Genomic DNA, 23,800 nt, shown 5'->3' with positions numbered 1-23,800 from the left:
CCCGCTTGCCTAAGCGCGGGATTATATTTATTTTCCGGACCGGGCATAACAAAATAAAAGCAATAACAACTGTGATCAGATCCGGATTAGTTTTTTTAAATTCACAAAACCTAATCATGATCATGAATACCTACAGCGAAATCCTACAAACCACCGTGCTCGATTCACTGCAAAGCCAGTATCTGGCTCAAACGAATTTAAGATCCCAGGTGAACGCGGCCATGTTTAGCCTATACTATGCGCAGGGCGCTACAATCACCGCGGAAGAAAAACTGGACGAAGCTAAAGCAGACGCTACCTTTAAAGAAACCGTAAATAAACAAACCCTCACCAACAGTCATATCGCCAACAACCTGCTGGCTTCAGCAACCCAGGGCGATCAGTATGTAAAACAATCAGTTTCCAATACCGCAGTTTACGCCGCTAACGTACAGATCGCGGCTACAGCGATCATCAGGCTCGCAAGCGATATCGGTAACATATGGAGCCTGATAAATGCCGCTGATTATGGGAGTGAGCTGTATACGCAGGCAAAAAAAACGGTCGATTTGATCAATGATACTGCTTATGCAGCCGAAAACACATCCCAACTGGCCATGGAAGCTTCGATGCTGGCTGCTGAAGTGTCCTCATCAACCGTTCTGGATAAAGCCAAAAGCACTAATACTCTGGTAAATAATCTCTTGCAGATCAGCTCAACGAACCTGGATACGGCCATTCAAACTGCAGTGGCAGCTAAGGCCGTCCTTTCGCAGGCCGGCACCGCCGAAAAACTTGCCGAAGGCATCTTTGCAACGCTGAACGCAGATTACCAGGCTGCCCGCGCAGCCTGCGGTTTCGGCAATAAAACATTCAACCTGAATTTGATGGTGCCCGATGCGCACATCACAGACAGCAGTTTCGTCGTGGAGTTTACCAAACCCAATTACCCGGCCAGCGGTTATTATATCGTTATGGTCAAGGACAGCAAAAAATTAAGCTTTTCATTAACTGAGGCCGAAAATTTATTACAGCAAGGGAATACGCAAATCATCATCAGCGTTCCCTTACCACATCTTTCCCCTGCCGCTTATCCAACTTATCTCAGCAAACAGGTCAATTTTTTGGATATGCCCGGCCCAGACAAAATACTGCAGGACGCAGACGGCGATGAGCTGGTGTGGGGCCAGCGCTATGTTATCTTCGTACTGGCCGTTTTGACGGATACCTATAAAAAAGAACGTGGCAGTTTTGATAATTTCCTGTCCGCGCCATGCGAACCGTTCACGCTGACGATAAAATTGAAAGCGGTTAACAGCAGTACGATCACCGTTAAACCCCTGACCAATGAAAGTACCTTACCCGGCGATAACGTGCAGAAACTGGAATTTACGATGGAGGAAAACACCGCCTGTAACCCGGAATATCGCTGTATGTTTTTACCCGCAGGGGTCCCGGCTATATTTTTTAATGTGATCATTGCGGAACAGGTTTCAAGAGGTAATTATTCGATAGCCCAAAATGCACAAAACGGGAATCAGTATGAAGTCTACATAGGTCCAACGACCACTGATCATTTCGGCAACCCACTGGTGCCGGGAAAGAAATACCTCCCGCTTATACTTACCTTTTCTTCAGGCGAAGTAGATAAGCCCTTAAAATTTACCAACGCCCTTTCAGCCATGGACAAAAAAGTAGCTTTTTATTACAACGCGCTATGAAAATTCAACCACAATTAAACCCGGCACCAATCACATTGCAAGAGCAGGCCTGGCTGGATGACCTGTCTGCCCAGATCATCGATGCCCAATATGAAGTGGAACAATTCCAGACCATCGTCAATTCGCTCACCGAAAAAGCGGATGGCTACCAGGCACAATTAACAGTCGCCGAAAATAACAAAGCACAAGCTTACAACCATAAAACACTGGCAGACCAGTTAACACAAAGCGCCCTCGACCTGCAAAACAGCTCAGAAACCGCATTCAAGGAGATCGTACTGGCAGACGACAAGACTAAAACGCTCTCAGCCGACATGAAAATACTGATAGACAAACTGATCTATACGGTAGAAGTAATTGACATGCTTTCCAGGGATATTACGAAAAAAAAGGCATTAAACCCATTAATCTCAGACGATTTGATAAATATGACCCATACGGCTTACACAGATGCTGATAATGCGGTTACATTAACACTGGTAGCACTAAGATCAACTTTTACGGCCGAAGCTTCCAATATCGAAACCGAAGCCACCCTGGCGCTCGGATACCACCGGGCCAAAGAGCTGTATAAAAGCGCCCCTGCCCTTTCCTCATCGCTTGATCAGGCTTACACCAACGCGGATGCCAATCAGGTGCAAATGGAAAAATCATACGCGATGATCGCACAAGAGCTAAATAACGCCCAAGCCAGTTTAAATACCGCACCGGAAAAGCTGGCCAAGTTGCAAGCAGTACTAACAGCTGCAAACGCAGCAATAAACGGGCGTTCGCATTGATAAAAGCTGGTTACAAGTACTAAAAGATCCTATCTTCTCCGTTAAAAAAAATATCAAAGCAACAAATTGTCAATTGCCTCAGCCAGGGACCTATCCTTATCGGTAACAATATCGCCCTGGTCATGGGTCGACAGCCAAATTTCAACTTTATTCCATTCGTTTTTCCATGTTGGATGGTGCTGATTGGATTCTGCCAACAAAGCAACCCTGGTCATAAAGGAAAAGGCTTCAGAGAAGTCCTTAAACTTAAACACTTTATGCAATTTATTATCAATTTCCTGCCAGCCTTTCATAACATCTCTTTTATAGAATAACCAAGTATAGGGCAACATGTTTCAGGCAGCGTAATCCTTATGCAACTAATGGTTTTAATGATAGTTCCCCCATCTTACGAGCATACTATCTTTGTTTATTATTTGTAATAAGTCTAAATAAAGCTACATTTGCCGCAAAATTAACTATCACATTCTTTAATTTATGCACGATTCCTCCATAAAAACCAGTTTTGATGTCTGCTCTTCCTGTAATTCACTAAAAATCTCGCTGGTATTTATCTTATTTATTACAATTAGCATCCTGGCCCCTACTGTTTCTTTCGGGCAAAACGGAAATAATTCGAAGGCATCGTTAACAGGTACTGTAAATGATACAGAAGGCCAACCGCTGAAATATGCCACCGTTACGGTAAGCGGCAGCAAAAGCACTCCTACGGACGAGCAGGGCAAGTTTTTGATCAAAGGTCTGTCTGCCGGCACCCATCGTGTCAGTGTCAGCCTGGTTGGTTACCAGACCGCGGTAAAAGAATTGGCGCTTATTGCCGACAGTACCATTGAAGTTTCTTTTGCGCTCCAGGCAGGAAATGCGCTTTCGGAAGTCGTTATTACGGCCGGAAGAAAACCGGAAAGCCTGAAAGATGTTCCTTCTTCGGTCACTATCCTGAACGCGCGCGCTATCAAAGAACAACTGAACGTCAATCCTTCGATTGCCGCCATCCTTGGAAACACCATTCCGGGACTGGGGACCTCCAATAATAAGGCAACCAACGCAGGCCAGACGTTGCGCGGTCGCCAGGTATTGGTATTAATTGATGGCATTCCCCAGTCTACGCCACTCATGAATGGAAGCCGCGACATCCGTACACTTGATCCTGCTGTCATTGAACGGGTTGAGGTCATTAAGGGAGCAACTTCCATTTACGGCAACGGGTCTGCAGGTGGTATCATCAACTTTATTACTAAAAAGCCTGCTGCGGATAAAACGTTCAGCGGCACAACCAGCGTTGGGATCAATGGTAACCTGGTTCATCCTTCAAATACTGCAGGGTACCGGTTTTCACAAAGCTTTTCCGGAACGGTGAACAAGTTTTCCTATGTGGTTAACGGTACTTATAACTATACCGGGGTACTAAAAGACGCCAAAGGAAACGTGAATGCCCAGGCTGACGGACTTGGAGAGAATTCGCTTTACAATGCCTTTGTAAAACTGGCCTATAAGCCAAATGAACATAGCGAGATCGTTGCGTCGTATAACTTGTTCAGAAGCGTGCAGAACACCGATTATATTAATGTAATCGGTAAATATGGGGTAACGCCTTCCATTGGTCAAAAAGGTAATGATCCGGGAGAAGCTGCAGGCACGCCTTATAACCACAACGCCCTGGTTTCCTATCACAACAACGCCCTCCCTTTGTCCAGTTCCCTGGATGTTTCAGCCTATTACAATGGCTTTATCTCCATGAACCGGTATGTAGAGCAGGGAACAGCCTGGTATGGCCCTGGCCAAACGAAGATCCAGTCCTTCAAAAAAGGTCTTCGCCTCACGCTGAACACGCCCTGGAAGATGGGTGGTTTTGGCGACGGAGAACTGACCTATGGCCTCGACCTGCTGAATGACCGGACAAATCAGATTTTAACAGATGGCAGGGTATATATTCCGAACATGAATATGCTCAATCTTGCGCCGTACGCACAAATGAAGCTTGACCTGATGACCAATTTCGTTTTAAAGGCGGGTATCCGCTATGAAAATGCCAGGGTTAAAGTAAACGATTTTAATACCATTGCCAAAGGACCGAACGGCGAGGGTAGTATTGCGGTAACAGGCGGCAAGATACCTTACAATGCCACCACCTTTAACGCCGGTTTACGCTATAACAAGTATGAAATTTTCAACCCATTTGTAAGTTTTTCACAGGGATTTGCCATTAATGAATTAGGGCGTATTCTGCGAAGTGCAACGAGTGGAACACTGGAGAGCATTGCAACCGACCCAATCATCACTAATAACTATGAAGCCGGCTTCAGCAGCAGGCTCGGTATTGTAAATTTGACTGCTTCTTATTATATCAGTACTTCCAAACTGGGCGCCAATCTGGTTGATGTAGGCGGTTTCCTGGTACCTCAGCGGGAGCCGGAAAGGATCCATGGCTACGAGATCGCTGCCGATATTTATTTCAGCCGCCAGTGGACACTGGGTGGAAGTTACTCCTTTGTGGAAGGCAAAGCCGAACAGGCAAACGGCACAAAAGTGTATATGAACGGTCTGCGCATTGCGCCCCCCAAAGCAACCGCTTACCTGGGCTACCGTCCTTTGAGCTCGCTGGATATGAAGCTGTTCTGGGTTTACACCGGAAGCCGTGACCGTTTTGATGTTCGCTCAACCGGTTTGTACGCCAACAGTGAGGGACCAGTGAAACCGGTGAGTCTTTTCAACCTGTCTGCAGGTTACCGATTTAATAGCAAGTGGTCTGCTGGTCTTGGTGTGGAGAACCTGCTGAATAATTCGTACTATCCGGTTGTGAGCCAGTACCGTGCTATTGATGCCGAATATGTGCGTGGCAACGGTACTACCATGAGCCTGAACGTTTCCTACAATTTTTAACCATGGCGAGGAGAGTATTTTTCTGGGTGCATAAATGGCTGGGCCTGATCACAGGCCTGGTCGTTTTGATCGTCAGCCTGACCGGTTGTATCAATGTTTTCTCGGATGAATTGAAGGAACTCTTTTATCACGATCGGTTATATGTAGAACCAGGTGCCAATCGTCAATTCAAGAATTTCAGTGTGCTGCGGAATCAGGCGCAGAAGGCCCTTGGGCCAAAAGTTAAGATCTCGCGTTGTGAGATCTATCCGGCTAAAGGACGCACCTGGATATTCAGGGCGTCGTTAACAGACAAAAAGGGCATCGGCTACTGGAACTTTAACAAATATTATTACAGGGTGTATGTAGATCCCTACAATGGAAAAGTGGTGTACGTGGAAGATACCCGTAACGAGTTCTTCCAGCTGGTGCTGAGCCTGCATCGGAACCTGCTGCTGGGTGACACGGTAGGCGGAATGGTGACGGGAATTTCTGCGCTATGCTTCTTTGTATTGCTGCTGAGCGGTCTTATTCTCTGGTTCCCCAGGAAATGGAAGGCAAAAGCTCTCAAAAGAGGACTGATATTAAAGCGCGGTGTTAGCGGAAAACGGCTGAATTATGACTTACATAACATAGCGGGCTTTTATATTCTTATACCAGCCTTACTTATCTGTATTACCGGCCTTGTCTTCGCTTTCGACTGGGCTGACCAATCTGTTCAATACATAGCTAATGGAGGAAAGGCATCTGAGAAACGGGCCATACCTTTATCGACACCGAATAAAACCTACAACCCAGAGACAGCCGACAGCGCGATTGCCCTCCTTTTGCACATCCATCCTCAAGCTGATGTATTTTCGATCCGCTTCAGGGAAAAGAATACTGACCCGCTGGATGTTCAGGTACGCCTGGCCAAAAACCGGACCCACCTATTCCAATGGTATTATTTTGACCGTAACAATGGCAAATTGCTGATGAAGTATGGAGATCAGGATGTTAAGGGAGGTGAGAAATTCAGAAGTTTGAACTATGATCTGCATACCGGCGCTTTTGCCGGCATCCCGACCAAACTGCTCGCTTTATTTGTTTCGCTCATCTGTGCTGCTATGCCCGTCACCGGTTTTTTCATCTGGTATAACAGAGGGGGCCTAAAAAGTAAAAAGAGGTCAAACGTTCCTGCTGTATCAATAAAAGTGCTTAGGAATTTGTGATAGCCTCTGATTGCTATAAAGGTCAAATTTTCCTTTTTAGCAACGGAACATGCATTTATAGCATCAAGCTTTAGCCGGAATCGTTTCTGAGTTGATCATTTTTACTTATGCCCCAGCCAGTAACCAAGGATCAAAGCGAAGGCGATCAATGTCCACCAAAGGTATTGACGGATGCTGTAACCCTTGATTTGTTTTTCAAGACGGGAGATTTCAGCTTGATTAGCCAGCTTTTCACTTTGCAACCGCATATTTTGCTGCTGCAATTTGACCAGCGTGCCACCAACCTCCACTGGTTTTTGCTGTTCCAACCGGTAACGTTGGCTAAAGCCACCTCCATTGAGGAATTTCTCGCCCTTAGGCTTAAGTACAAGCTTCTCCGGCAATTCGTAATCGCCATGCTTGCCCGACTCAGCCACCAGACCCTCCCAGAGTAATATTTGCACCATGGCAAAAGCAGTAGCTTCATCCTTGTCAAAAAGCTCGAGTAATTGCAGCCGTGTCAAACTGTCCGGGATACCGAAGGCTTCCAGCATCGCATCCAGCATTTCGCACTCGTATTCATTCAATTCCGTCATTGCCGTAAATTTCGCAATAATTTGCCATTATTTCCCCCTCACTTATATGCCTGTCTGGCAACGGCATAAGCCTATGACATTCTATTGCTTCAAACGGTAATTTTCTGCTATAGTTACGCCCTTTGATTAACTACCGATTAGTGGTTTCCAAGGCTTCCCAGATAACTGTATTAAGCGCTTTAAAGAATGGCATCTCAATGTAAATCAATTAAAAAAGGCACCGCTTCACGGTGCCTTTTTTAGAATATCACATAACCTTTGTTCATCCATCTGGTTCATTAGTGAATCAAATGAAAAGCCGAAGGTGATTCAGGATTTACAACCAAGCTAAGTTAAAACCTATCCAGATTCATCACTTTATTCCAGGCCTTTATAAAATCCTTTACAAACTTGTCCTGAGTATCGGCGCTTCCATATACTTCGGCAACAGCCCTCAGTTCTGCGTTGGAGCCCAACACCAGATCTGCACGGGTGCCTGTCCATTTTACTTCACCGGTGGCGCGGTCGCTGCCTTCATAAAGTTCCTTATCGTCGGATACTGCTTTCCATGCAATACCCATATCGAGCAGGTTTATAAAGAAATCGTTGGTGAGCACTCCCGGACGTGAAGTGAAAACACCATGTTTGGAACCATCAAAATTGGTATTCAATACACGCATACCACCTAACAATACAGTTAACTCAGGCGCTGTAAGTGTGAGCAATTGTGCTTTATCTATCAGCAACTCTTCGGTTGATACAGAGATTTTTGATCTGCGATAATTACGGAAACCGTCAGCAATGGGTTCCAGATAGCCGAATGATTCCACATCGGTTTGTTCCTGCGAGGCATCCATACGGCCAGGTGTAAAAGGAACCGTGACGGCATGTCCTGCATCTTTAGCCGCTTTTTCAACCGCGGCGCAACCGGCCAGTACGATCAGATCTGCCAGCGAAACTTTTTTACTCCCGGTTTGCGCCGCATTAAATTCTTTTTGAATGCCCTCCAATATGTTTAATGCGTTTTGTAATTGCCCAGGATTGTTCACATGCCAGTATTTTTGTGGAGCAAGGCGGATACGTGCGCCATTGGCACCACCGCGCTTATCAGAACCGCGGAAAGTAGAAGCTGAAGCCCATGCGGTGGAAACCAGCTCAGATACGCTTAACCCTGATTCCAATACTTTTGCTTTCAAGGCTACAATATCACTTTCAGCTATCAGTACATAGTCAACTGCAGGGATGGGATCCTGCCATAGCAATTCTTCCTGTGGTACCTCAGGGCCCAGGTAACGTTCACGGGGGCCCATATCGCGGTGCGTTAATTTGAACCATGCACGGGCAAAAGCATCTGCAAACTCATCCGGGTTTTCCAAAAAGCGCCTTGATATTTTTTCGTAAGCCGGATCAACCCTTAAAGCAAGGTCGGTAGTAAGCATGGCCGGCCGATGCTTTTTTGAGGTGTCATACGCATCAGGAATAATAGCTTCTGCATCTTTAGCTACCCATTGGTGTGCGCCGGCCGGACTTTTAGACAGTTGCCATTCAAAGCCAAACAGGTTTTCAAAAAAATTATTGCTCCACTGGGTTGGTGTTTTGGTCCATGTTACTTCCAGTCCACTGGTAATCGTGTCGGCACCTTTGCCAGAACCATAGCTGTTGCTCCAGCCGAAGCCCTGCATGTGGATGCCGGCAGCTTCTGGCTCTTTGCCAACATGATCAGTAGGCGCAGCGCCATGGGTTTTGCCAAAGCTATGCCCACCGGCAATTAATGCAACCGTTTCCTCATCGTTCATGGCCATCCGGCCAAATGTATCGCGGATGTCTTTGGCGGCAGCAACAGGATCAGGGTTACCGTCAGGGCCTTCGGGATTCACATAGATCAACCCCATTTGTACAGCGGCAAGCGGTTTTTCCAGGTTGCGGGAGTGAATGTCACCGTCGGCATCATCGTCTGATACCGTTACGCCATGCCCCTCTACCACACCATGTGAACCATGTGCATAACGCAGATCTCCACCCAACCAGGTGGTTTCAGCGCCCCAATACACGGATTCATCCGCTTCCCATACATCTTCACGTCCACCGGCAAAGCCAAAGGTTTTAAAACCCATTGATTCCAGTGCTACGTTACCGGTAAGGATCATCAGATCGGCCCATGAAATTTTACGGCCATATTTTTGTTTAATGGGCCACAGCAGCCTGCGGGCTTTATCGAGGCTTACGTTATCGGGCCAGCTGTTAAGTGGTGCAAAACGTTGTAGCCCTGCGCCGGCGCCTCCGCGTCCGTCGCCCACACGATAGGTTCCGGCACTGTGCCATGCCATACGGATGAATAAACCGCCATAGTGACCAAAGTCTGCCGGCCACCAGTCCTGTGAGTCGGTCATGAGTGCATGAAGGTCTTTTTTCACTGCTGCAAGGTCGAGGCTTTTAAAAGCTTCGGCATAATTAAAATCTTCACCCATCGGGCTTGATAAAGAGGCGTGCTGTCGCAGGATATTCAGCTTTAACTGGGTGGGCCACCAATCGTGGTTCCGGGTGCCGCCACCGCCAACATTGTGCTTCATGCTGCCGTTGTGAAAAGGGCATTTACTGATGTCATTTGATTCGTTTTCCATATTTATAAGTTTATATATTGAACACGTACTTGCACCTATCGGTTGTACAGTGATATAAAATTATGACATTGGGAGAAACAATCACAATCAATTAAATCTATATCCAATAGTTAAAATTTATTAAGTTTCATCCATATTTTCTGTCAGGGCTGTTTTCCCTAATAAAACCTTGTATAATAATTAAAATAATCGGTAGTGTCTCATTGAATAGTTGATCAATGCAAATTTTTCAATCTCATGGACTATCTTTAATGCACATTCTAATTCAATGAAACCAGGCAGTAAAAAAAGAACACCACACATAATCGACTATGAAAAAAACACACTATTTTTTTATGTTTTCCTGCTTCCTCATGCTTAGCTGTACCGGAGCAAAAAAGCTGGCGGACACCGGCAATACCGACAAAGGCTGGAAGAAGCTATTTAATGGAACTGATATTAACAATTGGTTTGTCAAGATCAATCACCACCTGGTTGGTGAAAACTATGGGAATACGTTTCGGGTAGAAGATGGCATAGTCAAAATCAGATATGATCAGTACGGCGAGTTCAACGATCAGTTTGGCCACCTGTATTACAAAACGCCGTTTTCTTACTATCACCTACGGTTTGAGTATCGCTTTGTGGGTAAACAACAAAAAGGCGCGCCGGACTACACCCTCCTTAACAGCGGGGTCATGTTTCATTCGCAGGACCCCAGGACAATGCTAAAGGATCAGGATTGGCCAATATCGATAGAAATGCAGTTATTAGGCGGTCTTAGTGATGGGAAATCAAGACCAACGGGAAATATGTGCTCACCAGGTACCGATGTTGTTTATAAAGGAAAGGTTTCGCCTGACCATTGTATCAATTCTACTTCAAAAACCTATGACGGCGAGCAGTGGGTAAAGGGAGAACTAATAGTTCAAGGCAACAAATTAATTACACATATCATCAACGGCGATACCGTGCTGCAATATTCCAGGCCTACCATTGGTGGCGGCGTAGCACATGGCTACGATCCTAAATATAAACAGGACGGGAAATTATTAAGCAGCGGCTTTATCGCCTTACAAAGTGAGGGGCAGCCTGTGGATTTCAGGAATATAGAGATTAAACAGCTGCCAAATTCAGATCGTTAAAAATTAAGCAAAACGTTGAGCCTCCTCTCGCGGTGCTCGCTCTGGTTAACAAAAAGCGATCTTGCCAATGGCAAGATCGCTTTTGATTATTACCCGCTGGCGGTTTACTTATTAATCAAGTGTTCCTGTCAAAGGCTTAGCAACCATTTGCAAGCAATTTTCCATCTAAAAACTGTTTTGCACGCGGAACGTCACTTTCTTCTAAATGCTCAATTATAATCGGAATATTGGGATAATTGCGGCTTAAGCGTTTTAAATACAAATCGTAATTTAATGAACCGAGGCCCGGTGCCGGAAGATCAATTGCCCCTACCCCCCTCAATGCATGCGCCTCGCTGGCATCAATATCCGCCATTTGCACCCCATGCGCTGCAGCAGCACGTTTTACATCTTTAGCGTGTGATATTTTTATTCTATCAGACAAGGCATTGAAAATCTGGTTAAGTGTTTCATCCATTTGGTCAATATTATGCTCTTCAAAGTAATTTGTAGGATCCATTAATAAGCCCAAATGGGAGTCGTTTATATCAGCAAACAAGCGCAATGTTTCTTCAATTGAGCCAATTACATTATTTACATACGTTTCTACCAGGAAGGTTACACCATGCTCTCTCGCATAATCAACTAATTCCTGGATCACTTTACGGCACTCCTGGTATCCTGCCTCCGTTTTATTTTTTGGATGATGTACCCAATCGCTATCCGGGTCGAATGTTCCTGATTCGCTGATAACATATGGCGAACCCAGTTCATTTGCAAAACGTATAATTTGTTTCAAGTAGTCCAGGTTCTTTTTCCGCTTCGCGGGGTCAGGGTGTACCAGGTTGGTATAACCCGAAATACAGGAAACAGGTAAATTGTAATTCCTGAACGTATCACGTATTTTTTTGCATTTATCTGATGTAATCTGATCGATGGAAAGATCCATGTCCTTAAAAGATACATCTAACTGAACTGTATTGAACCCGAGTTCCCTAATTTTCCGGGCTGTTTCTTCTAATCCGTACGGAAAATAGCCCGTAAATATTCCAACTTGTATCATTGTTTATTGATTTAAGGTTAGCTTGCTGATAATATTTCTTCTATGGCTACTGCTCTATGTTCTTTGTAAGAAAGATAACAGGCATCAACCAATGCCATGGTTTTAAGGTTATCTTTTCCACCTATTTCCGGCTCTTTATCTTCTTCAATAGCGCAAAGCAACTGCGCCATAGGCCCCGCGAATGCATCGGGAAACCACACTTCATCCCACCGGGGCTTTATCCACTGCCCCTGGTTACCAATGATACTATAATCTAAAGTACTTGGCGTACGTTCAGGATAGGACGGCCACCCGATAGTGCCTTTAGCCAGGCCGTCGGTTCCTTCAACCCGCCAGTTTATATAGGTATCGTTTGCCGCACCTTCCCTGCCCGGACCGGTCCAAATATCATCCCATGAGGATGCCCTGAAACCATTTGCATACTCCATAATATATAAAGCGATACCATCTTCATGGTTAAAACTTTTCGCACAACGCGGATCCACGCTCACACTGGCAAACACACGTTCGGGATCGCCAAACAGAAACCGGAAAGCATCTAAATGATGAATGCTCATGGTACGCAGTGTAGCCCAACCCAATGCCTTTTGCCAATCCATATAATGAGGAATAGCGCGCATATCAATTGACGCAAATACCGGTGTCCCTAACAACCCCTGATCTAATAGCGATTTACAAGCCCGTATTGACTGATCGTAACGCATATTTTGGTTAACCCCAAGCTTTATGCCTGCATCGGCACACATTTTTACGATCTCTTTAGCTTGCTGCAAATTAACACCTAATGGCTTTTGCGCCAGTATACCTTTAATATGCTTTTGCTTAACTGCTTTACGTATCACCTCTATCTGTACATCGGGCGGTACGGCAATATCAATTACAGCAATTTCGGTATCGCCCAGTAGTTCATCATAAGTATCGTATACCTTTTTAATGACGTGCCTGTCGGCCACCGTCTGGCTGTTTGCCCGGTTCCTGGATGCAATGGCTACTGGATTAAAACCAGCCTGCCTGTAAGCAACAAGCTGGCAATCGGCCATAATAAAGCCCGAACCTATGCACCCTATACCTAATTCTTTATTAACCGGAAGCCTTGGTAAATAATCCAGCTTAATATCTGTATTCATAGCTGGTTATCTATTTTACTTTTAGCGTTATTTCGTTTTCTTTATTCAAAAAATCTGACTGGGCGGACAATCCCGTTGGGGCAGATTCCATTATCGCATTATCGGCCACCATGTTTACAGGCGTAATGCATGAGGTATTTTTTTCGCGGAATGGTTTATTATAACTTAAGTTATAAGCTGATATTAATGACCATCGTGGTTTATCTGATAAGTTAGCTTCAGACATGTGCAATAAATTGGGATGGAAAAATAACACATCACCTGCGTTTAATTCTACGTATATTTTTTCGCAAATTTTCAAAGCTTCTTCTACAAAAGGCATATCTGCTCCTTGCTGCTCGCCGGCAAACAAATGTTCAAACCGCCCCATTTTGTGCGATCCTTTAAGCACCTGCAAACAACCGTTCTCTTTAGTGGCTTCTGTAAGCGCCAGCATCACACTTATCAAAGCATCGGGATATAAAAATCCGTTTTTGTACCAATAGCCATAATCCTGATGCCACTCCCATGCTCCGCCTACCTTAGGCTCTTTTTGCATTAGTTTGGAATGAAAATGGCAAACCTCCCCATCGCCCAGTAAAGATTGAACTGATCGTACCATTCTTTCGCTGCGTGTTAACAGGCTAAAAGTATCATCGCCGGGTGTGAACCATAAAGTAAGTTTGGTACGCTTGCCCGCCTGATCGTTTAGATCAAAAGCATTGCTGCGCAAAATATCATCATTGGTGGCAAGGTTATATAGCAAATCAACTTCTGGCTGGGTAAGAAAATTTGGAATAATTAAATACCCGTCATTATCGTATTGAGCCTTTTGTGAGGCTTTTAAACTTTGGTAAGACATAATGATTTATAATTTGGTTAATCAAATTTTCATTTAATAATTCCATAATACAACAAGTATCTGTTCAAAAAAATAAACTTTTTCAACCTGTTTAATTACTTGTAATTAAAATTTGGTATATATATTTATACTACCAATTATTAAACAGCTATTATATGCGTCCTCATATTCAAAAACTGCCCTTATCAGAGCAATCATCTTTTCTTGCAGATAAGTTTGTTACGCCTTATTTTGAAACGCCCTGGCATTATCATTCGGAATATGAGCTGGTACTTATCATTAAAGGGAATGGAAAGCGTTTTGTAGGCAACCATGTTTCAGATTACGAAGAAGGCAGCCTAACTTTTTTAGGGCCGAATTTGCCCCACTTGTTCCGAAAAGAAAGCAGTGCTGCCGATGGAGGATCGCTGGTAATTCATTTTAAAGAAGAATTTTTAGGGAACGAGTTTAGGACGATACCTGAAATGCAAAAAATAAAGCTGCTTTTCGAAAAATCAAAAATGGGCCTGCATATTAAAGGCAGCACACGGGATAACATAAGCTTGCAAATGCATGGGATATTAAGGCAAAGAGGGATGGAAAGGTTAATTGCTCTTTTACAACTGCTCTCCTCTTTAGCTGACTCTACCGAATATGAATTGTTATCGAACCCAGACGTAAGTGGCCAAAACGGAAAGGACAACGATAGACTGGATAAAGTTTTTGATTATGTAATGACCAACTTTACCAACAACATTCAGATAGAAGATGTAGCTAAAATAGCGAACATGAGCTACTCGGGGTTCTCCAGATATTTTAAAAACCGGACTAAAAAGACTTTCTCGCATTTTGTTAACGAGATACGTATTGGCAACGCGTGTAAATACTTAATGGAGGGAGATGCAAGTATAAGCACAGTTTGTTACCAAAGCGGTTTTAATAATTTAACTCATTTTACCGAACAGTTTAAAAAAATCATTAAGCTTACCCCAAACCAGTTTAAAAAGCATAACAAGTTTTAAAGCTTATTGCCTTCATATCGTTCTTTTAACGTGTTTAAGAATCCACCGTTAACATTTATTAACTTCGTAATTGCGAGCTATTAATAATCAAATGAAAAATGGCGATAAGTGATTTGGAATTGGAAACGATTAAACCGGTTGCTGAACTTGCCGATTTTGTTGAAAGTTTCTGGATGATCCGGAGCCATTCTGCAGTCGAAAAGGAAATTGTGGTATTGCCTGACGGCAGGTTTGATATTATTTTTTCATATGCCGCGAACGAATCCTTTCACGCCACATTAAGGGGCTTAGATACCGAGGCAGATCAAACTGTCATTCCTGCTAAGATGGTCATGTTTGCTGTCAGTTTCAAATTATTGGCTATCGAATACTTGCTTCACATTAAAGTTGCTTCTGTATTAAATCACGGTTATCGCTTACCTGCTGATTTTTGGAGTGTTACTAATGATGACCTGAATGATTTTGAAACTTTCTGTCATAAGGTTTCTTTAACCATGCTCGCCCTGATCAAACCGGGGATTGACAGCAGGAAGAAAAAATTGTTTGATCTGATCTATGCTTCCAATGGTTCGCTGACGGTAAAGGAATTATCAGAAAAAGTTTTTTGGAGCAACCGCCAGATCAACCGTTATTTTAATCAGCAGTTTGGTATTTCTTTAAAAGCATACTGCAATATTTTACGGTTCCGGGCATCATTGCAACAAATTAAAGCAGGTAAACTTTTTCCCGAACAAGATTTTGCAGATCAAACACATTTCATCAAAGCCGTTAAAAAATATTCAGGCGTAGTGCCGAAAGAATTATCCAAAAACCAAAACGACCGATTTATACTATTATCAGCATTGCCGAAGAAATAGTTTTGCATCGTCAAAACAAATTCAACAGGCAAAATGATTCAGCATAAAGAAATCGCGATCATAGGGGGCGGCCCCGGAGGCTTAACCTTAGCGCGCCTTTTACAACTAAAAGGAGCAAATGTAAAAGTATACGAAAGAGACATCAATGCGGCTGTAAGGTTGCAAGGCGGCGCTCTTGACCTGCATACCGAATCAGGTTTAGCAGCCTTAGCAAAAGCAGGTCTGATGAACGAATTCAAAGCACACTACCGGCCAGGTGCAGAATTGGTCAGGGTAGTCGACAATAAGGCCAAAATTTATTCTGACCAGCATATAGAAAGCAGCATCGAAAAATTCGGTGACAAAAATTACCGCCCGAAATTGACAGAGGGCCACTACGGGAAATTTTATTAAATGCATTACAACCCGGCACGGTTGTTTGGGACAGTCATATCTTATCTATAGAACCCACACAGGATCAATGGAAAATATTTTTTCAGAATGGCAGCACTACCATTGCCGACATTGTAATTGGAGCAGACGGGGCAAACTCAAAGATCAGACCTTTTGTTACGGACATCAAGCCTTATTGGACTGGTATTACCATGTTGGAAGGCGTAATAAAAGAATCGGCCCATACCGCGCCCGTTATTCACCAACTACTGAAAGGCGGAAAAATATTTGCCTACGGAAATAATAAAACCTTAATTGTAAGTTCGAAAGGCGATGGTAGTTTAGGGTTTGCAACCAGCCATAAATCCAAAGAATTTTGGTTTAAAGAAAGCAGTATAGATTTTAAGGACAATAAACAAGTATTGGCCTGGTTTAAAAAAGAATTTTCTGATTGGAGCGAGGTGTGGTGGGAGTTATTTGGGTGTGAAAAAACACTTTTCATTCCACGACCACAATACTGTATGCCTTTAAATCAAAAATGGGAAGCAAAACCTAACATCACGCTTATTGGCGATGCAGCACATTGGATGCCGCCATTTGCCGGCGAAGGTGTAAATATGGCCATGTTGGATGCATTGCAATTAAGTGAAACACTCACCGATCCCGCATTGACCGACATACAAATAGGCATAGCAAATTATGAAAAGCAAATGTTTGCCAGGTTCGCCAAAATTGGTCAGGCTACTTTATTCAATACTGAATGGATGCACCAGCCTGGCGCATTGAACGAAATGCTGACGATGTTCAGCAAAAATAAACTGAAACAGGGCTTATTTATAGCCAGGTATTTTGTCCGCGTCACTTTCATCCCGTTCATCCGCAAAGCAATCGGACTTGCACCAAACCAAAAGGTATTGACCTAAAAAGCGAATAACTGAAAAATGCAACATATGTATAAATAAAATGCAGCCTGTCTGCTGCATTTTATTTATACAAGCAAGCCTATTTACTTCTTTTAAATTGTTCTACCTCAATTTTAAGTTCCTCGATCTGTGCCTGCTGTTCTTTTATAGCACCAACCAATAGCGGCACCAATTTATCCAGGTCTACTTCGGATGTGGTAATTGTACGCTGACTACCCTTGCCTGCTGTGTACCAACTATGGCGATTACTCACAGCCGAAGGAACTATTAGCTTTGCATCATGAGCAATAAAACCAAAATGCTTACCGGCAGGTAAATTAAGCTGTTTGTATCGGCCACGGTTATATTCATAACTAATGGGCTGCAATTTGGTAATATAATCGAGCGAATTGGCTACCGGTGCGGTGTTGATTTTGATGCTGCTATCACTTACCTGCTGGGCAAACGTAATAGCACTAAAAGTAATGAACAATATAAATAATAATATGAATTGAACAGAAAATTTCATGGTTTATAGATTTAATTTTAGATAATATTTTACCTGCATGCTTAAAGCAGGGTGTGTTTAACAAATAAAATAAATTAAACCGTATAATTAGGCGGAGGAGTTGGTACAGGTGAAATCCAGGCTAAATGATGGCTGCTTTTTTCGTCCGGATAACTGATGGCTTTACAATACATATGCAGTTGCGGAAATGCCAGATCCTGATGGATAGCCCAAAACTCTTTTAGGTTACTTCCTTTGTTTTCGTTTCTTTCCGCTGCATCTTCATCATCGCTAACCAGACTGCAATCGCTTTGGCAAATGTTAGTTTTTATCAAAACCGAGGTAATAGACACACCCGTACTTTCCAGTATTGAAAATATGCATATAAAAACCAGTATGTATTTTAACCAGGCGAACTTCATGATAAATATTACTATGCAAACATAGTAAATTCAAATTTAAGACCAAGAGATTTAATAAACAGCTTAATTGATTTCATGGTCTATCAATTAAGTACACTCCTACCAGTGATAAATTGGATTGCCACACTGAGTTTAACCAGGTTGCTTATTGAAAAGTACTCACTTAGCAAATGAACAGAGACTTCTATGAATAATTTAAACCAAAATTCTACATTTGCTCCCTTTAAAAATATAACTATGGAAAATTTTCAAAAATTAAAGGAAGTGATTGCTGCAATTGAAGTGGACGCAGCAAGTTTTTATGACAAGGGAAATAAAGCAGCCGGAACGCGTCTGCGCAATGCTATGCAACAATTAAAAGTATTAGCTACGGATATTCGTAAAGAAGTAACCGAGAAAAAGAACGCTCAATAATTAGCACTTAAGAACTGTTTTTTGGAAAGGTCAGGCCACTATTGGTCGGGCCTTTTTTGTTTCAAACTTAACCAGCTAATCCATTATGACTCCTTCTAATGCACCGTATAAGCACTGGTGTTCACACAAAGTGTAGTATAGTTCATAATATGCGCAATTTTATACAGGATGTTACATTTTCAGCACAAGATTTAATTTTTAAATGCTACGGCCTAATACTTGAAGTAATCGGGCTATAACGCTGATACTGTGTATTAAAATGAACAAGAACTATAACCTTTTCATATCTCAGTTGAATATATTCTTTTCCCTTCTTCTAAAGATTCAGGAAGAGCATTGGTATTGGTTTAACTCTCGCCATGGCGTGTATAAATCACAGGAGCATGACCTCATCACCAATCACATTGAGCTTACTTTCATTGACTCACAGACCGTGGTATTTAAGATTCAGGAGAACTCGGAAATGCCACATAATATCAGGGAGGAATGTATGCTTGCGTACGAATGGATATTTAGTGTTGATTAAATTTCTCATTGTGGGAATTATTTGAAGTACTTTGCTCTTGACACTGTAATTTAGATTAGGAGTCAATTTGTTGAGCAGAGCAAATCGGTGCTCTAAAGTGCACAGAATTGAATGGTCAGGCATTGCGGAACGTGAAGCTAAGGTTTCCCTGATCTAATTTTCGAGCGTTTCCCGTCGCGACCAGCATTCATCCATTGACCCACCTGTCGATTTTTCGCCCCTATGGCGCCAATCGCCGTTTACAAATGAATATTGAAAAGAGAGGGTTTTGCCCACGCTCTCAGGTGTTTTGGTAAAGAATGCTATATGCTCTGTGTACTTGCCATCACGGGCAGAATAGCTTCCTCCTCCGGCATTCATGAATTGTTTAGTTGTTACATTGTAGGCAATCCAATGAAAGCGTATACCGGAAAGTACCTTCATAGTTCTTCTTGGAAAAAAAGGACTGGGCCGCTTACTTACCTTATCATTTGTATAATTCCCGGTAATTATCCATGCGCCCGTCAGTTCGCCCGACTTTCCGTCATCTACCCGGTTCCATGTTTCATTTGATCGGGTTAAAGTAAGTTTGCTTCCCGCTAAAGTAATTTCAGTACTCAGTTCTTTGCCCACTTGCTCAGGATCTATAGTATTCCATTCTATATGTTGGATCAGGTTATTGTCCTGAATGCGCCAGGTGCCGCCATAGGAGCTTATAAATTTCTTTCCCGGAACGTCGTAGGTGGCAACAGAGAAAACCTTTGCCGTATTAATCATTACCGTTTGCTTTTCAGCCGGCCCATATTCCCAGGCACCTGTTAGATCGTTGGCATCTATGCGTGTAATCCTTAAGGATGTAAAAACAGCAGCTACTGATACCGCCAGTAATGCGATAGTCAGGAATTTAAGTTTTATTTTCATATCCATGTAGTTTAAACTTGTGTTCGGCGCTCTTTTACTCTTGATCTTTGTGGTGAGGAAGATTAATTATAAATTTAATATTTTAATTTTTCAAAATAGTAAAAAAATGGTTCCACTCCTGTGAAAATGGTAATGAAGAGCTATGCTATCGGCAGCAGCAATATTGTCGCAAACGCCCCACTAATTTGTCATAATAACACAGGTGTTTTAATCACTCCTTGTTATAGCTTTACAGAATAAACCGATAAACTTAACATACAGCTATGGAAACAAAAACAGCAAGCAGAAGAACGGAGGGGTTACTCACCTTGTTTGATATGCAGACCACTTTTTTTGCCCGTGCAATTGAAGGTATCTCTGAGGAAGATACCTATAACCGTTTAAATACCAAGGCAAATCACATTGCATGGCTCGCCGGGTCATTGGTGCAGCAGCGATTCTATATGACAAGGGAGACTCACCCTGAATTAAAACAGACCGGAGACGAGCTGTTTAAAGACAACAAAGGGATCCAGGACGATGCAAAGTATCCTGCTACCACCGAATATCTAAAGGATTGGGAAAAGATAAGTCCCATAGCCAAAGAGGTACTGGTAAGCGCAGACGACGAAAAGCTGGATAGTGTAATTGATATGGGTTTTATGAAAATGACCTATTATGAGCTGCTATCATTTATGATCTATCGGGAAGCAAGTATAATAGGCCAGCTTGCCTTATGGCGCAGGTTGCTGAATTATCCTGCCCTGAAATATGATTAGGATGATAAGCTGATCATTTCGGGTTGGCATCAGGTAAATGGCACCGGACCTGTTGCAAAAGCTAAAGCTAATGGCCAGCACGCCAGATTTACACCTGTTACGGCTTTAATATACTGGTCATTGCTTTGGTGATAATGATTTAAAAGAAATTTCATTAAATACTTTGAAATACAAAGTACTTTTATTTACCTTTATGTTCAAAGTATTTAATGGATCTTCTTAAAAATCATTTATCATGACACCGACAAAGAATTTAACAACACAGCTAATTCATTCGTCTTCATTGGGTAAACTCATGTTGCTTGGCGCTGGGATTGCTTTAATCCTGATCACAATTTTTCTGCTTGGAGTCGGAGAGCCTAACCCGGCATGGGGAAAGCTATGGATGATTAGACCTTTAATTGTAGTCCCTTTAGCCGGTGCAATGGGTGGTATACTTTATTACCTCATGGATCATCTGCGCTATCAGGGCGGCTGGAAAAAGGCATTGGCTTATATATTGAGTTTGATTGGATACATCGTTGCGCTATGGCTTGGTACTGTTTTGGGATTGGACGGCACGTTGTGGAATTGATCGGTATAACCGTTCAAAATGTGTGAGTTACAAGCCCGAATTTACGTTTTGAAAAGATTAAACAATCAATTCAGCATTAAATCTTGCTGCAATTATAACAACAAATAGAAAATTCGGTATTGATTTAAGAAGGTTTACCATAACTTCACATATCTTTGGACTCAAAATTTACAAACATATCTTCATGGCAAAGGCATCTGAAATTAAAGTAGGAAATATATTACGTTATAACGGCGAACTGGTAACCGTTACAGAAGTTCTACATCGTACACCAGGTAAAGGAGGGGCTTTCTATTTAGATAAGTTTCGTAATATTAAAACCGGAAAAATTGTGGAGGCACGTTTGGCCACTGACGAACAGGTTGAAATTTGCCGGGTAGAAACTAATGATTTCCAATATCTGTACGAAGAAGGTGATTTCATGGTAATCATGGATAACGTCACTTTTGATCAGTTTAATATTCCAAAATCGTTATTCGGCCCGTCTGCAAAATTTCTAAAAGAAGGAATGAACGTCATAGTTTCCTTTGAAAGCGAAGAACCCATTATGGCGCAGGCACCTAACAGCGTAGAATTAGAAATTACTTATGCAGAGCCGGCCGTTAAGGGTGATACTTCTTCGGGCGCACTAAAATATGCTACAACAGAGAATGGTATAGAAATAAAAGTACCACTTTTTGTGAACCAGGGCGATAAGGTAAAAGTAGATACACGCACCGGCGAATATCTTGAACGTGTGAAATAATATGATGGAATCAAAGTTATTTTCTTATAAGGTTGATGGCATTGTGCTCGAGCCTATAAATGACAGTCTGAAAGTCAGCCCCGTTTTTGACAGGAAGGAACTGGTAGAAAAGGTGAAGGAAATTTTAAAAGAAGATAATTTTACGCTTGATGAACGGTCAATAGAATACAAAATTGAAGACGGTCAGCTTTATCTTCAAGGCTTGGCTGTAAAACATCCGGAATCAAAATCAATTGGATTTAGGATAAATAACTAATTGTTTCAGTACAGGCTCTATGTATAGAATCTGTACTGAAATAATAGACCATCAGCCTACCTGCTTATCAATGAAAATAGTGTCTGTTTACTCAAACAGCGTAATATTTTTACGAGCATAATCTACAATATGCAATGGTTGTGAGCCGGATATGGTTTCAACCAGATCATTTGTCCCGGAAAATATACCATTACGGCAATTCCGGGCACCCATGGGAAATATGGCAGCTAATTACTTGTTTTTAAGTTAACAATGGGTTCACACGCAAAGGATTCCTTTGCCAAAAGCTAACCTATCTCGACCATGAAAAAAATCTTACTCCCCGTTCTTGCATTTACCATAGCGGCTGCAACAGGCTGCAAAAAAGATCACCAAATCACCAAAGTTACTTATCCGGATATGGCAGAAGTTGCCGATCCGCCGGTTTTGTTCACCACTGCTACCGGTGTAAAAGTGTACAACGGCGGCTTTGGTTCGGCCGTGGCAGCTGATCTAAGGGATCCGTCGGTATTTTACATGCTAACCGACCGCGGTTCAAACGTTGCCGGTCAGGCTGTTAATTCCATCATTATCGGCAAGCCCGATTTCGATCCGCAGATCGGAAAATTCAGGTTAAAAGATGGTAAACTGATACAGGAACAGGTGATTTATCTAAAAAATGCATCCGGTGATAAACTGAATGGCTTACCTAACCCGGCGGGTATGGGCGCTTCCGGCGAGACTGCCTACGACCTGAATGGCGCTGTAATTGCCCCCAGCGCTGACGGTATCGATTCCGAGGGCCTGGTATTGGCTGCTGATGGCACCTTTTGGATAAGTGACGAGTATGGGCCGCACATCGTCCACTTCGACGCGACAGGTAAAACCATTGAACGAATTAACCCATTCGGCACCGGTACCGGCGGCCGTAAGATACCTGCAGTATTCGCTAATCGCAGAGCAAACCGTGGTATGGAAGGTTTGGCTATCACTCCCGATGGAAAAACACTCGTGGGCATGATGCAATCGCCGATGTATAACCCAACGAAAGCTGCCGTAGTCAACTCCCTGGTATTACGCATCCTGACATTTGATATTGCCAGCGGCGCAACCAAGCAATACGCTTACCTGATGGACAATGTTACGCTTACCGGCGTAAGTGATATTGTAGCGGTAAACGCGACAACTTTCTTAACCATTGAAAGGGATGCCCTTTTCGGCGGCGCGGCAACTAATCCCGCTACCTTTAAAAAAGTATTTAAAATCGACCTGAGCGCGGCTACTGATATTTCGGATGCTGCTAATGGCACAACCGGTAAATTATTCGGCGGCAAAACTGTTGAAGAACTGAATAACGCCGCCGGCCTGCAGGCTGCGGGTATCACCCCGGTAACCAAGACGCCGGTGTTGGATTTATTGAAGGACCTGCCTGCTGTTTACCCGCATGATAAAGCAGAAGGTTTGGCTTTATTACCTGGTAATATACTGGTGATTTCTAATGACGATGATTTCGGGGTGATAGATAACGGGAACAGTGGTTTCGCAGTAAAGACTTTGCCATTAACAAATCAGGTGGACCGTAACCGCCTGTATTTTGTAAAATTGAAATAACAAAACTATAGAACAAAAGAAAAGGCCGCTCAATGAGCAGGCCTTTCCTTTTTAGCGAATAAATGCATCTGAAAGCGCAAACGGTGATTGTAGCTAATAAACCAAGGGTTAAAACTC

24 protein-coding genes are annotated in these 23,800 nt (G+C 42.9%); 15 read left to right on the top strand and 9 right to left on the bottom strand.

Annotated features, from left to right (window positions below; all coding sequences use genetic code 11):
* Positions 1-122: 122 nt before the first annotated feature.
* Both M2273_RS12940 and M2273_RS12935 read left to right on the top strand, forming a co-directional pair.
* Positions 123-1,700: a hypothetical protein gene (locus M2273_RS12940; protein ID WP_429397398.1), complete on the top strand. Its 1,578-nt coding sequence runs from the start codon at positions 123-125 to the stop codon at positions 1,698-1,700.
* Complete coding sequence (locus M2273_RS12935; RefSeq protein ID WP_429397397.1) at positions 1,697-2,479, top strand: hypothetical protein; 783 nt, start codon at positions 1,697-1,699, stop codon at positions 2,477-2,479. Before M2273_RS12940 ends, M2273_RS12935 begins: the two co-directional genes overlap by 4 nt.
* Positions 2,480-2,532: 53 nt before the next feature.
* On the opposite strand, the gene M2273_RS12930 is transcribed toward M2273_RS12935, so the two are convergent.
* The gene (locus M2273_RS12930) at positions 2,533-2,772 is read right to left on the bottom strand and encodes a 4a-hydroxytetrahydrobiopterin dehydratase (RefSeq protein ID WP_429397395.1); all 240 of its coding nucleotides are present in this window, start codon (positions 2,770-2,772) and stop codon (positions 2,533-2,535) included.
* A 184-nt stretch (positions 2,773-2,956) separates the two neighbouring features.
* On the opposite strand from M2273_RS12930, the gene M2273_RS12925 reads away from it, so the two are divergent.
* Positions 2,957-5,359 (top strand): TonB-dependent receptor, encoded by a 2,403-nt coding sequence (locus M2273_RS12925; protein WP_429397393.1) that lies wholly within the window; start codon positions 2,957-2,959, stop codon positions 5,357-5,359.
* Positions 5,360-5,361: 2 nt separating this feature from the next.
* The gene (locus M2273_RS12920; protein WP_429397391.1) at positions 5,362-6,549 is read left to right on the top strand and encodes a PepSY-associated TM helix domain-containing protein; all 1,188 of its coding nucleotides are present in this window, start codon (positions 5,362-5,364) and stop codon (positions 6,547-6,549) included.
* A 101-nt stretch (positions 6,550-6,650) separates the two neighbouring features.
* On the opposite strand, the gene M2273_RS12915 is transcribed toward M2273_RS12920, so the two are convergent.
* Together M2273_RS12915 and katG are read right to left on the bottom strand one after the other, a co-directional pair.
* On the bottom strand, positions 6,651-7,124 hold the full coding sequence (locus M2273_RS12915; protein WP_429397389.1) for a hypothetical protein: 474 nt from the start codon (positions 7,122-7,124) through the stop codon (positions 6,651-6,653).
* Between the two features lie 332 nt (positions 7,125-7,456).
* A complete protein-coding gene (gene katG, locus M2273_RS12910; protein ID WP_429397387.1) occupies positions 7,457-9,724 on the bottom strand; it encodes a catalase/peroxidase HPI in 2,268 nt (755 codons plus the stop codon).
* A gap of 311 nt (positions 9,725-10,035) precedes the next feature.
* Here katG and M2273_RS12905 point away from each other — a divergent pair, with 311 nt between their 5' ends.
* On the top strand, positions 10,036-10,848 hold the full coding sequence (locus M2273_RS12905) for a 3-keto-disaccharide hydrolase (RefSeq protein ID WP_429397385.1): 813 nt from the start codon (positions 10,036-10,038) through the stop codon (positions 10,846-10,848).
* Positions 10,849-10,984: 136 nt separating this feature from the next.
* On the opposite strand, the gene M2273_RS12900 is transcribed toward M2273_RS12905, so the two are convergent.
* Genes M2273_RS12900 through M2273_RS12890 form a run of 3 tightly spaced genes read right to left on the bottom strand, consistent with a single transcriptional unit; the run spans position 10,985 to position 13,858 of the window.
* The gene (locus M2273_RS12900) at positions 10,985-11,890 is read right to left on the bottom strand and encodes a sugar phosphate isomerase/epimerase family protein (RefSeq protein ID WP_429397383.1); all 906 of its coding nucleotides are present in this window, start codon (positions 11,888-11,890) and stop codon (positions 10,985-10,987) included.
* Positions 11,891-11,907: 17 nt separating this feature from the next.
* Positions 11,908-13,017 (bottom strand): Gfo/Idh/MocA family protein, encoded by a 1,110-nt coding sequence (locus M2273_RS12895; RefSeq protein WP_429397381.1) that lies wholly within the window; start codon positions 13,015-13,017, stop codon positions 11,908-11,910.
* A 10-nt stretch (positions 13,018-13,027) separates the two neighbouring features.
* Entirely contained in the window at positions 13,028-13,858 is an 831-nt protein-coding gene (locus tag M2273_RS12890) for a phytanoyl-CoA dioxygenase family protein (protein WP_429397379.1), read from the bottom strand.
* Positions 13,859-14,013: 155 nt separating this feature from the next.
* Here M2273_RS12890 and M2273_RS12885 point away from each other — a divergent pair, with 155 nt between their 5' ends.
* The 4 genes from M2273_RS12885 (at position 14,014) to M2273_RS12870 (ending at position 17,011) form a co-directional block, all read left to right on the top strand.
* Entirely contained in the window at positions 14,014-14,859 is an 846-nt protein-coding gene (locus M2273_RS12885) for an AraC family transcriptional regulator (protein WP_429397377.1), read from the top strand.
* A 98-nt stretch (positions 14,860-14,957) separates the two neighbouring features.
* Positions 14,958-15,716 (top strand): helix-turn-helix domain-containing protein, encoded by a 759-nt coding sequence (locus tag M2273_RS12880; protein ID WP_429397375.1) that lies wholly within the window; start codon positions 14,958-14,960, stop codon positions 15,714-15,716.
* Between the two features lie 33 nt (positions 15,717-15,749).
* Positions 15,750-16,109 (top strand): FAD-dependent monooxygenase, encoded by a 360-nt coding sequence (locus M2273_RS12875; protein ID WP_429397373.1) that lies wholly within the window; start codon positions 15,750-15,752, stop codon positions 16,107-16,109.
* Between the two features lie 191 nt (positions 16,110-16,300).
* Positions 16,301-17,011, top strand: a complete 711-nt coding sequence (locus tag M2273_RS12870) for an FAD-dependent oxidoreductase (protein ID WP_429397371.1) — start codon at positions 16,301-16,303, stop codon at positions 17,009-17,011.
* A gap of 79 nt (positions 17,012-17,090) precedes the next feature.
* Here the strand turns inward: M2273_RS12870 and M2273_RS12865 are convergent, their stop codons facing one another.
* Positions 17,091-17,519 (bottom strand): tail fiber domain-containing protein, encoded by a 429-nt coding sequence (locus tag M2273_RS12865; protein ID WP_429397369.1) that lies wholly within the window; start codon positions 17,517-17,519, stop codon positions 17,091-17,093.
* A 74-nt stretch (positions 17,520-17,593) separates the two neighbouring features.
* Positions 17,594-17,920 carry a hypothetical protein gene (locus tag M2273_RS12860; protein ID WP_429397367.1) on the bottom strand — a complete coding sequence of 109 codons (327 nt, stop codon included), beginning with the start codon at positions 17,918-17,920 and terminating at the stop codon, positions 17,594-17,596.
* Between the two features lie 186 nt (positions 17,921-18,106).
* Between M2273_RS12860 and M2273_RS12855 the strand changes: the two genes are divergently transcribed.
* On the top strand, positions 18,107-18,334 hold the full coding sequence (locus M2273_RS12855) for a histone H1 (RefSeq protein ID WP_429397366.1): 228 nt from the start codon (positions 18,107-18,109) through the stop codon (positions 18,332-18,334).
* Between the two features lie 679 nt (positions 18,335-19,013).
* On the opposite strand, the gene M2273_RS12850 is transcribed toward M2273_RS12855, so the two are convergent.
* Positions 19,014-19,760, bottom strand: coding sequence for a hypothetical protein (locus M2273_RS12850; protein WP_429397364.1), 747 nt, complete (start codon positions 19,758-19,760; stop codon positions 19,014-19,016).
* A 263-nt stretch (positions 19,761-20,023) separates the two neighbouring features.
* Between M2273_RS12850 and M2273_RS12845 the strand changes: the two genes are divergently transcribed.
* From M2273_RS12845 to M2273_RS12825, 5 genes are all read left to right on the top strand, one after another.
* Positions 20,024-20,518, top strand: coding sequence for a DinB family protein (locus M2273_RS12845; protein ID WP_429397362.1), 495 nt, complete (start codon positions 20,024-20,026; stop codon positions 20,516-20,518).
* Positions 20,519-20,753: 235 nt separating this feature from the next.
* Positions 20,754-21,092, top strand: a complete 339-nt coding sequence (locus tag M2273_RS12840; protein ID WP_429397360.1) for a hypothetical protein — start codon at positions 20,754-20,756, stop codon at positions 21,090-21,092.
* A gap of 184 nt (positions 21,093-21,276) precedes the next feature.
* Complete coding sequence (gene efp, locus M2273_RS12835) at positions 21,277-21,837, top strand: elongation factor P (RefSeq protein WP_429397358.1); 561 nt, start codon at positions 21,277-21,279, stop codon at positions 21,835-21,837.
* Position 21,838: 1 nt separating this feature from the next.
* Positions 21,839-22,093, top strand: a complete 255-nt coding sequence (locus tag M2273_RS12830) for a hypothetical protein (protein ID WP_429397357.1) — start codon at positions 21,839-21,841, stop codon at positions 22,091-22,093.
* Between the two features lie 303 nt (positions 22,094-22,396).
* Positions 22,397-23,683 (top strand): esterase-like activity of phytase family protein, encoded by a 1,287-nt coding sequence (locus tag M2273_RS12825; protein WP_429397355.1) that lies wholly within the window; start codon positions 22,397-22,399, stop codon positions 23,681-23,683.
* The last annotated feature ends 117 nt before the right edge of the window (positions 23,684-23,800 follow it).

Source organism: Mucilaginibacter lappiensis, assembly GCF_050433765.1.
Classification (GTDB): domain Bacteria; phylum Bacteroidota; class Bacteroidia; order Sphingobacteriales; family Sphingobacteriaceae; genus Mucilaginibacter; species Mucilaginibacter lappiensis_A.
This window is presented reverse-complemented; position numbering and strand designations above follow the sequence as displayed.

Bases quoted from the DNA above. Each gene is read 5' to 3' on its own strand.
- M2273_RS12925 (WP_429397393.1), top strand. From the start codon at position 2,957: ATGCACGATTCCTCCATAAAAACCAGTTTTGATGTCTGCTCTTCCTGT.
- M2273_RS12855 (WP_429397366.1), top strand. From the start codon at position 18,107: ATGAATAATTTAAACCAAAATTCTACATTTGCTCCCTTTAAAAATATA.
- M2273_RS12885 (WP_429397377.1), top strand. From the start codon at position 14,014: ATGCGTCCTCATATTCAAAAACTGCCCTTATCAGAGCAATCATCTTTT.
- M2273_RS12845 (WP_429397362.1), top strand. From the start codon at position 20,024: ATGGAAACAAAAACAGCAAGCAGAAGAACGGAGGGGTTACTCACCTTG.
- M2273_RS12920 (WP_429397391.1), top strand. From the start codon at position 5,362: ATGGCGAGGAGAGTATTTTTCTGGGTGCATAAATGGCTGGGCCTGATC.
- M2273_RS12825 (WP_429397355.1), top strand. From the start codon at position 22,397: ATGAAAAAAATCTTACTCCCCGTTCTTGCATTTACCATAGCGGCTGCA.
- M2273_RS12915 (WP_429397389.1), bottom strand. From the start codon at position 7,124: ATGACGGAATTGAATGAATACGAGTGCGAAATGCTGGATGCGATGCTG.
- M2273_RS12905 (WP_429397385.1), top strand. From the start codon at position 10,036: ATGAAAAAAACACACTATTTTTTTATGTTTTCCTGCTTCCTCATGCTT.
- M2273_RS12880 (WP_429397375.1), top strand. From the start codon at position 14,958: ATGGCGATAAGTGATTTGGAATTGGAAACGATTAAACCGGTTGCTGAA.
- M2273_RS12865 (WP_429397369.1), bottom strand. From the start codon at position 17,519: ATGAAATTTTCTGTTCAATTCATATTATTATTTATATTGTTCATTACT.
- katG (WP_429397387.1), bottom strand. From the start codon at position 9,724: ATGGAAAACGAATCAAATGACATCAGTAAATGCCCTTTTCACAACGGC.
- M2273_RS12890 (WP_429397379.1), bottom strand. From the start codon at position 13,858: ATGTCTTACCAAAGTTTAAAAGCCTCACAAAAGGCTCAATACGATAAT.
- M2273_RS12935 (WP_429397397.1), top strand. From the start codon at position 1,697: ATGAAAATTCAACCACAATTAAACCCGGCACCAATCACATTGCAAGAG.
- M2273_RS12875 (WP_429397373.1), top strand. From the start codon at position 15,750: ATGATTCAGCATAAAGAAATCGCGATCATAGGGGGCGGCCCCGGAGGC.
- M2273_RS12840 (WP_429397360.1), top strand. From the start codon at position 20,754: ATGACACCGACAAAGAATTTAACAACACAGCTAATTCATTCGTCTTCA.
- M2273_RS12930 (WP_429397395.1), bottom strand. From the start codon at position 2,772: ATGAAAGGCTGGCAGGAAATTGATAATAAATTGCATAAAGTGTTTAAG.
- M2273_RS12900 (WP_429397383.1), bottom strand. From the start codon at position 11,890: ATGATACAAGTTGGAATATTTACGGGCTATTTTCCGTACGGATTAGAA.
- M2273_RS12830 (WP_429397357.1), top strand. From the start codon at position 21,839: ATGATGGAATCAAAGTTATTTTCTTATAAGGTTGATGGCATTGTGCTC.
- M2273_RS12850 (WP_429397364.1), bottom strand. From the start codon at position 19,760: ATGAAAATAAAACTTAAATTCCTGACTATCGCATTACTGGCGGTATCA.
- efp (WP_429397358.1), top strand. From the start codon at position 21,277: ATGGCAAAGGCATCTGAAATTAAAGTAGGAAATATATTACGTTATAAC.
- M2273_RS12870 (WP_429397371.1), top strand. From the start codon at position 16,301: ATGTTGGAAGGCGTAATAAAAGAATCGGCCCATACCGCGCCCGTTATT.
- M2273_RS12895 (WP_429397381.1), bottom strand. From the start codon at position 13,017: ATGAATACAGATATTAAGCTGGATTATTTACCAAGGCTTCCGGTTAAT.
- M2273_RS12940 (WP_429397398.1), top strand. From the start codon at position 123: ATGAATACCTACAGCGAAATCCTACAAACCACCGTGCTCGATTCACTG.
- M2273_RS12860 (WP_429397367.1), bottom strand. From the start codon at position 17,920: ATGAAGTTCGCCTGGTTAAAATACATACTGGTTTTTATATGCATATTT.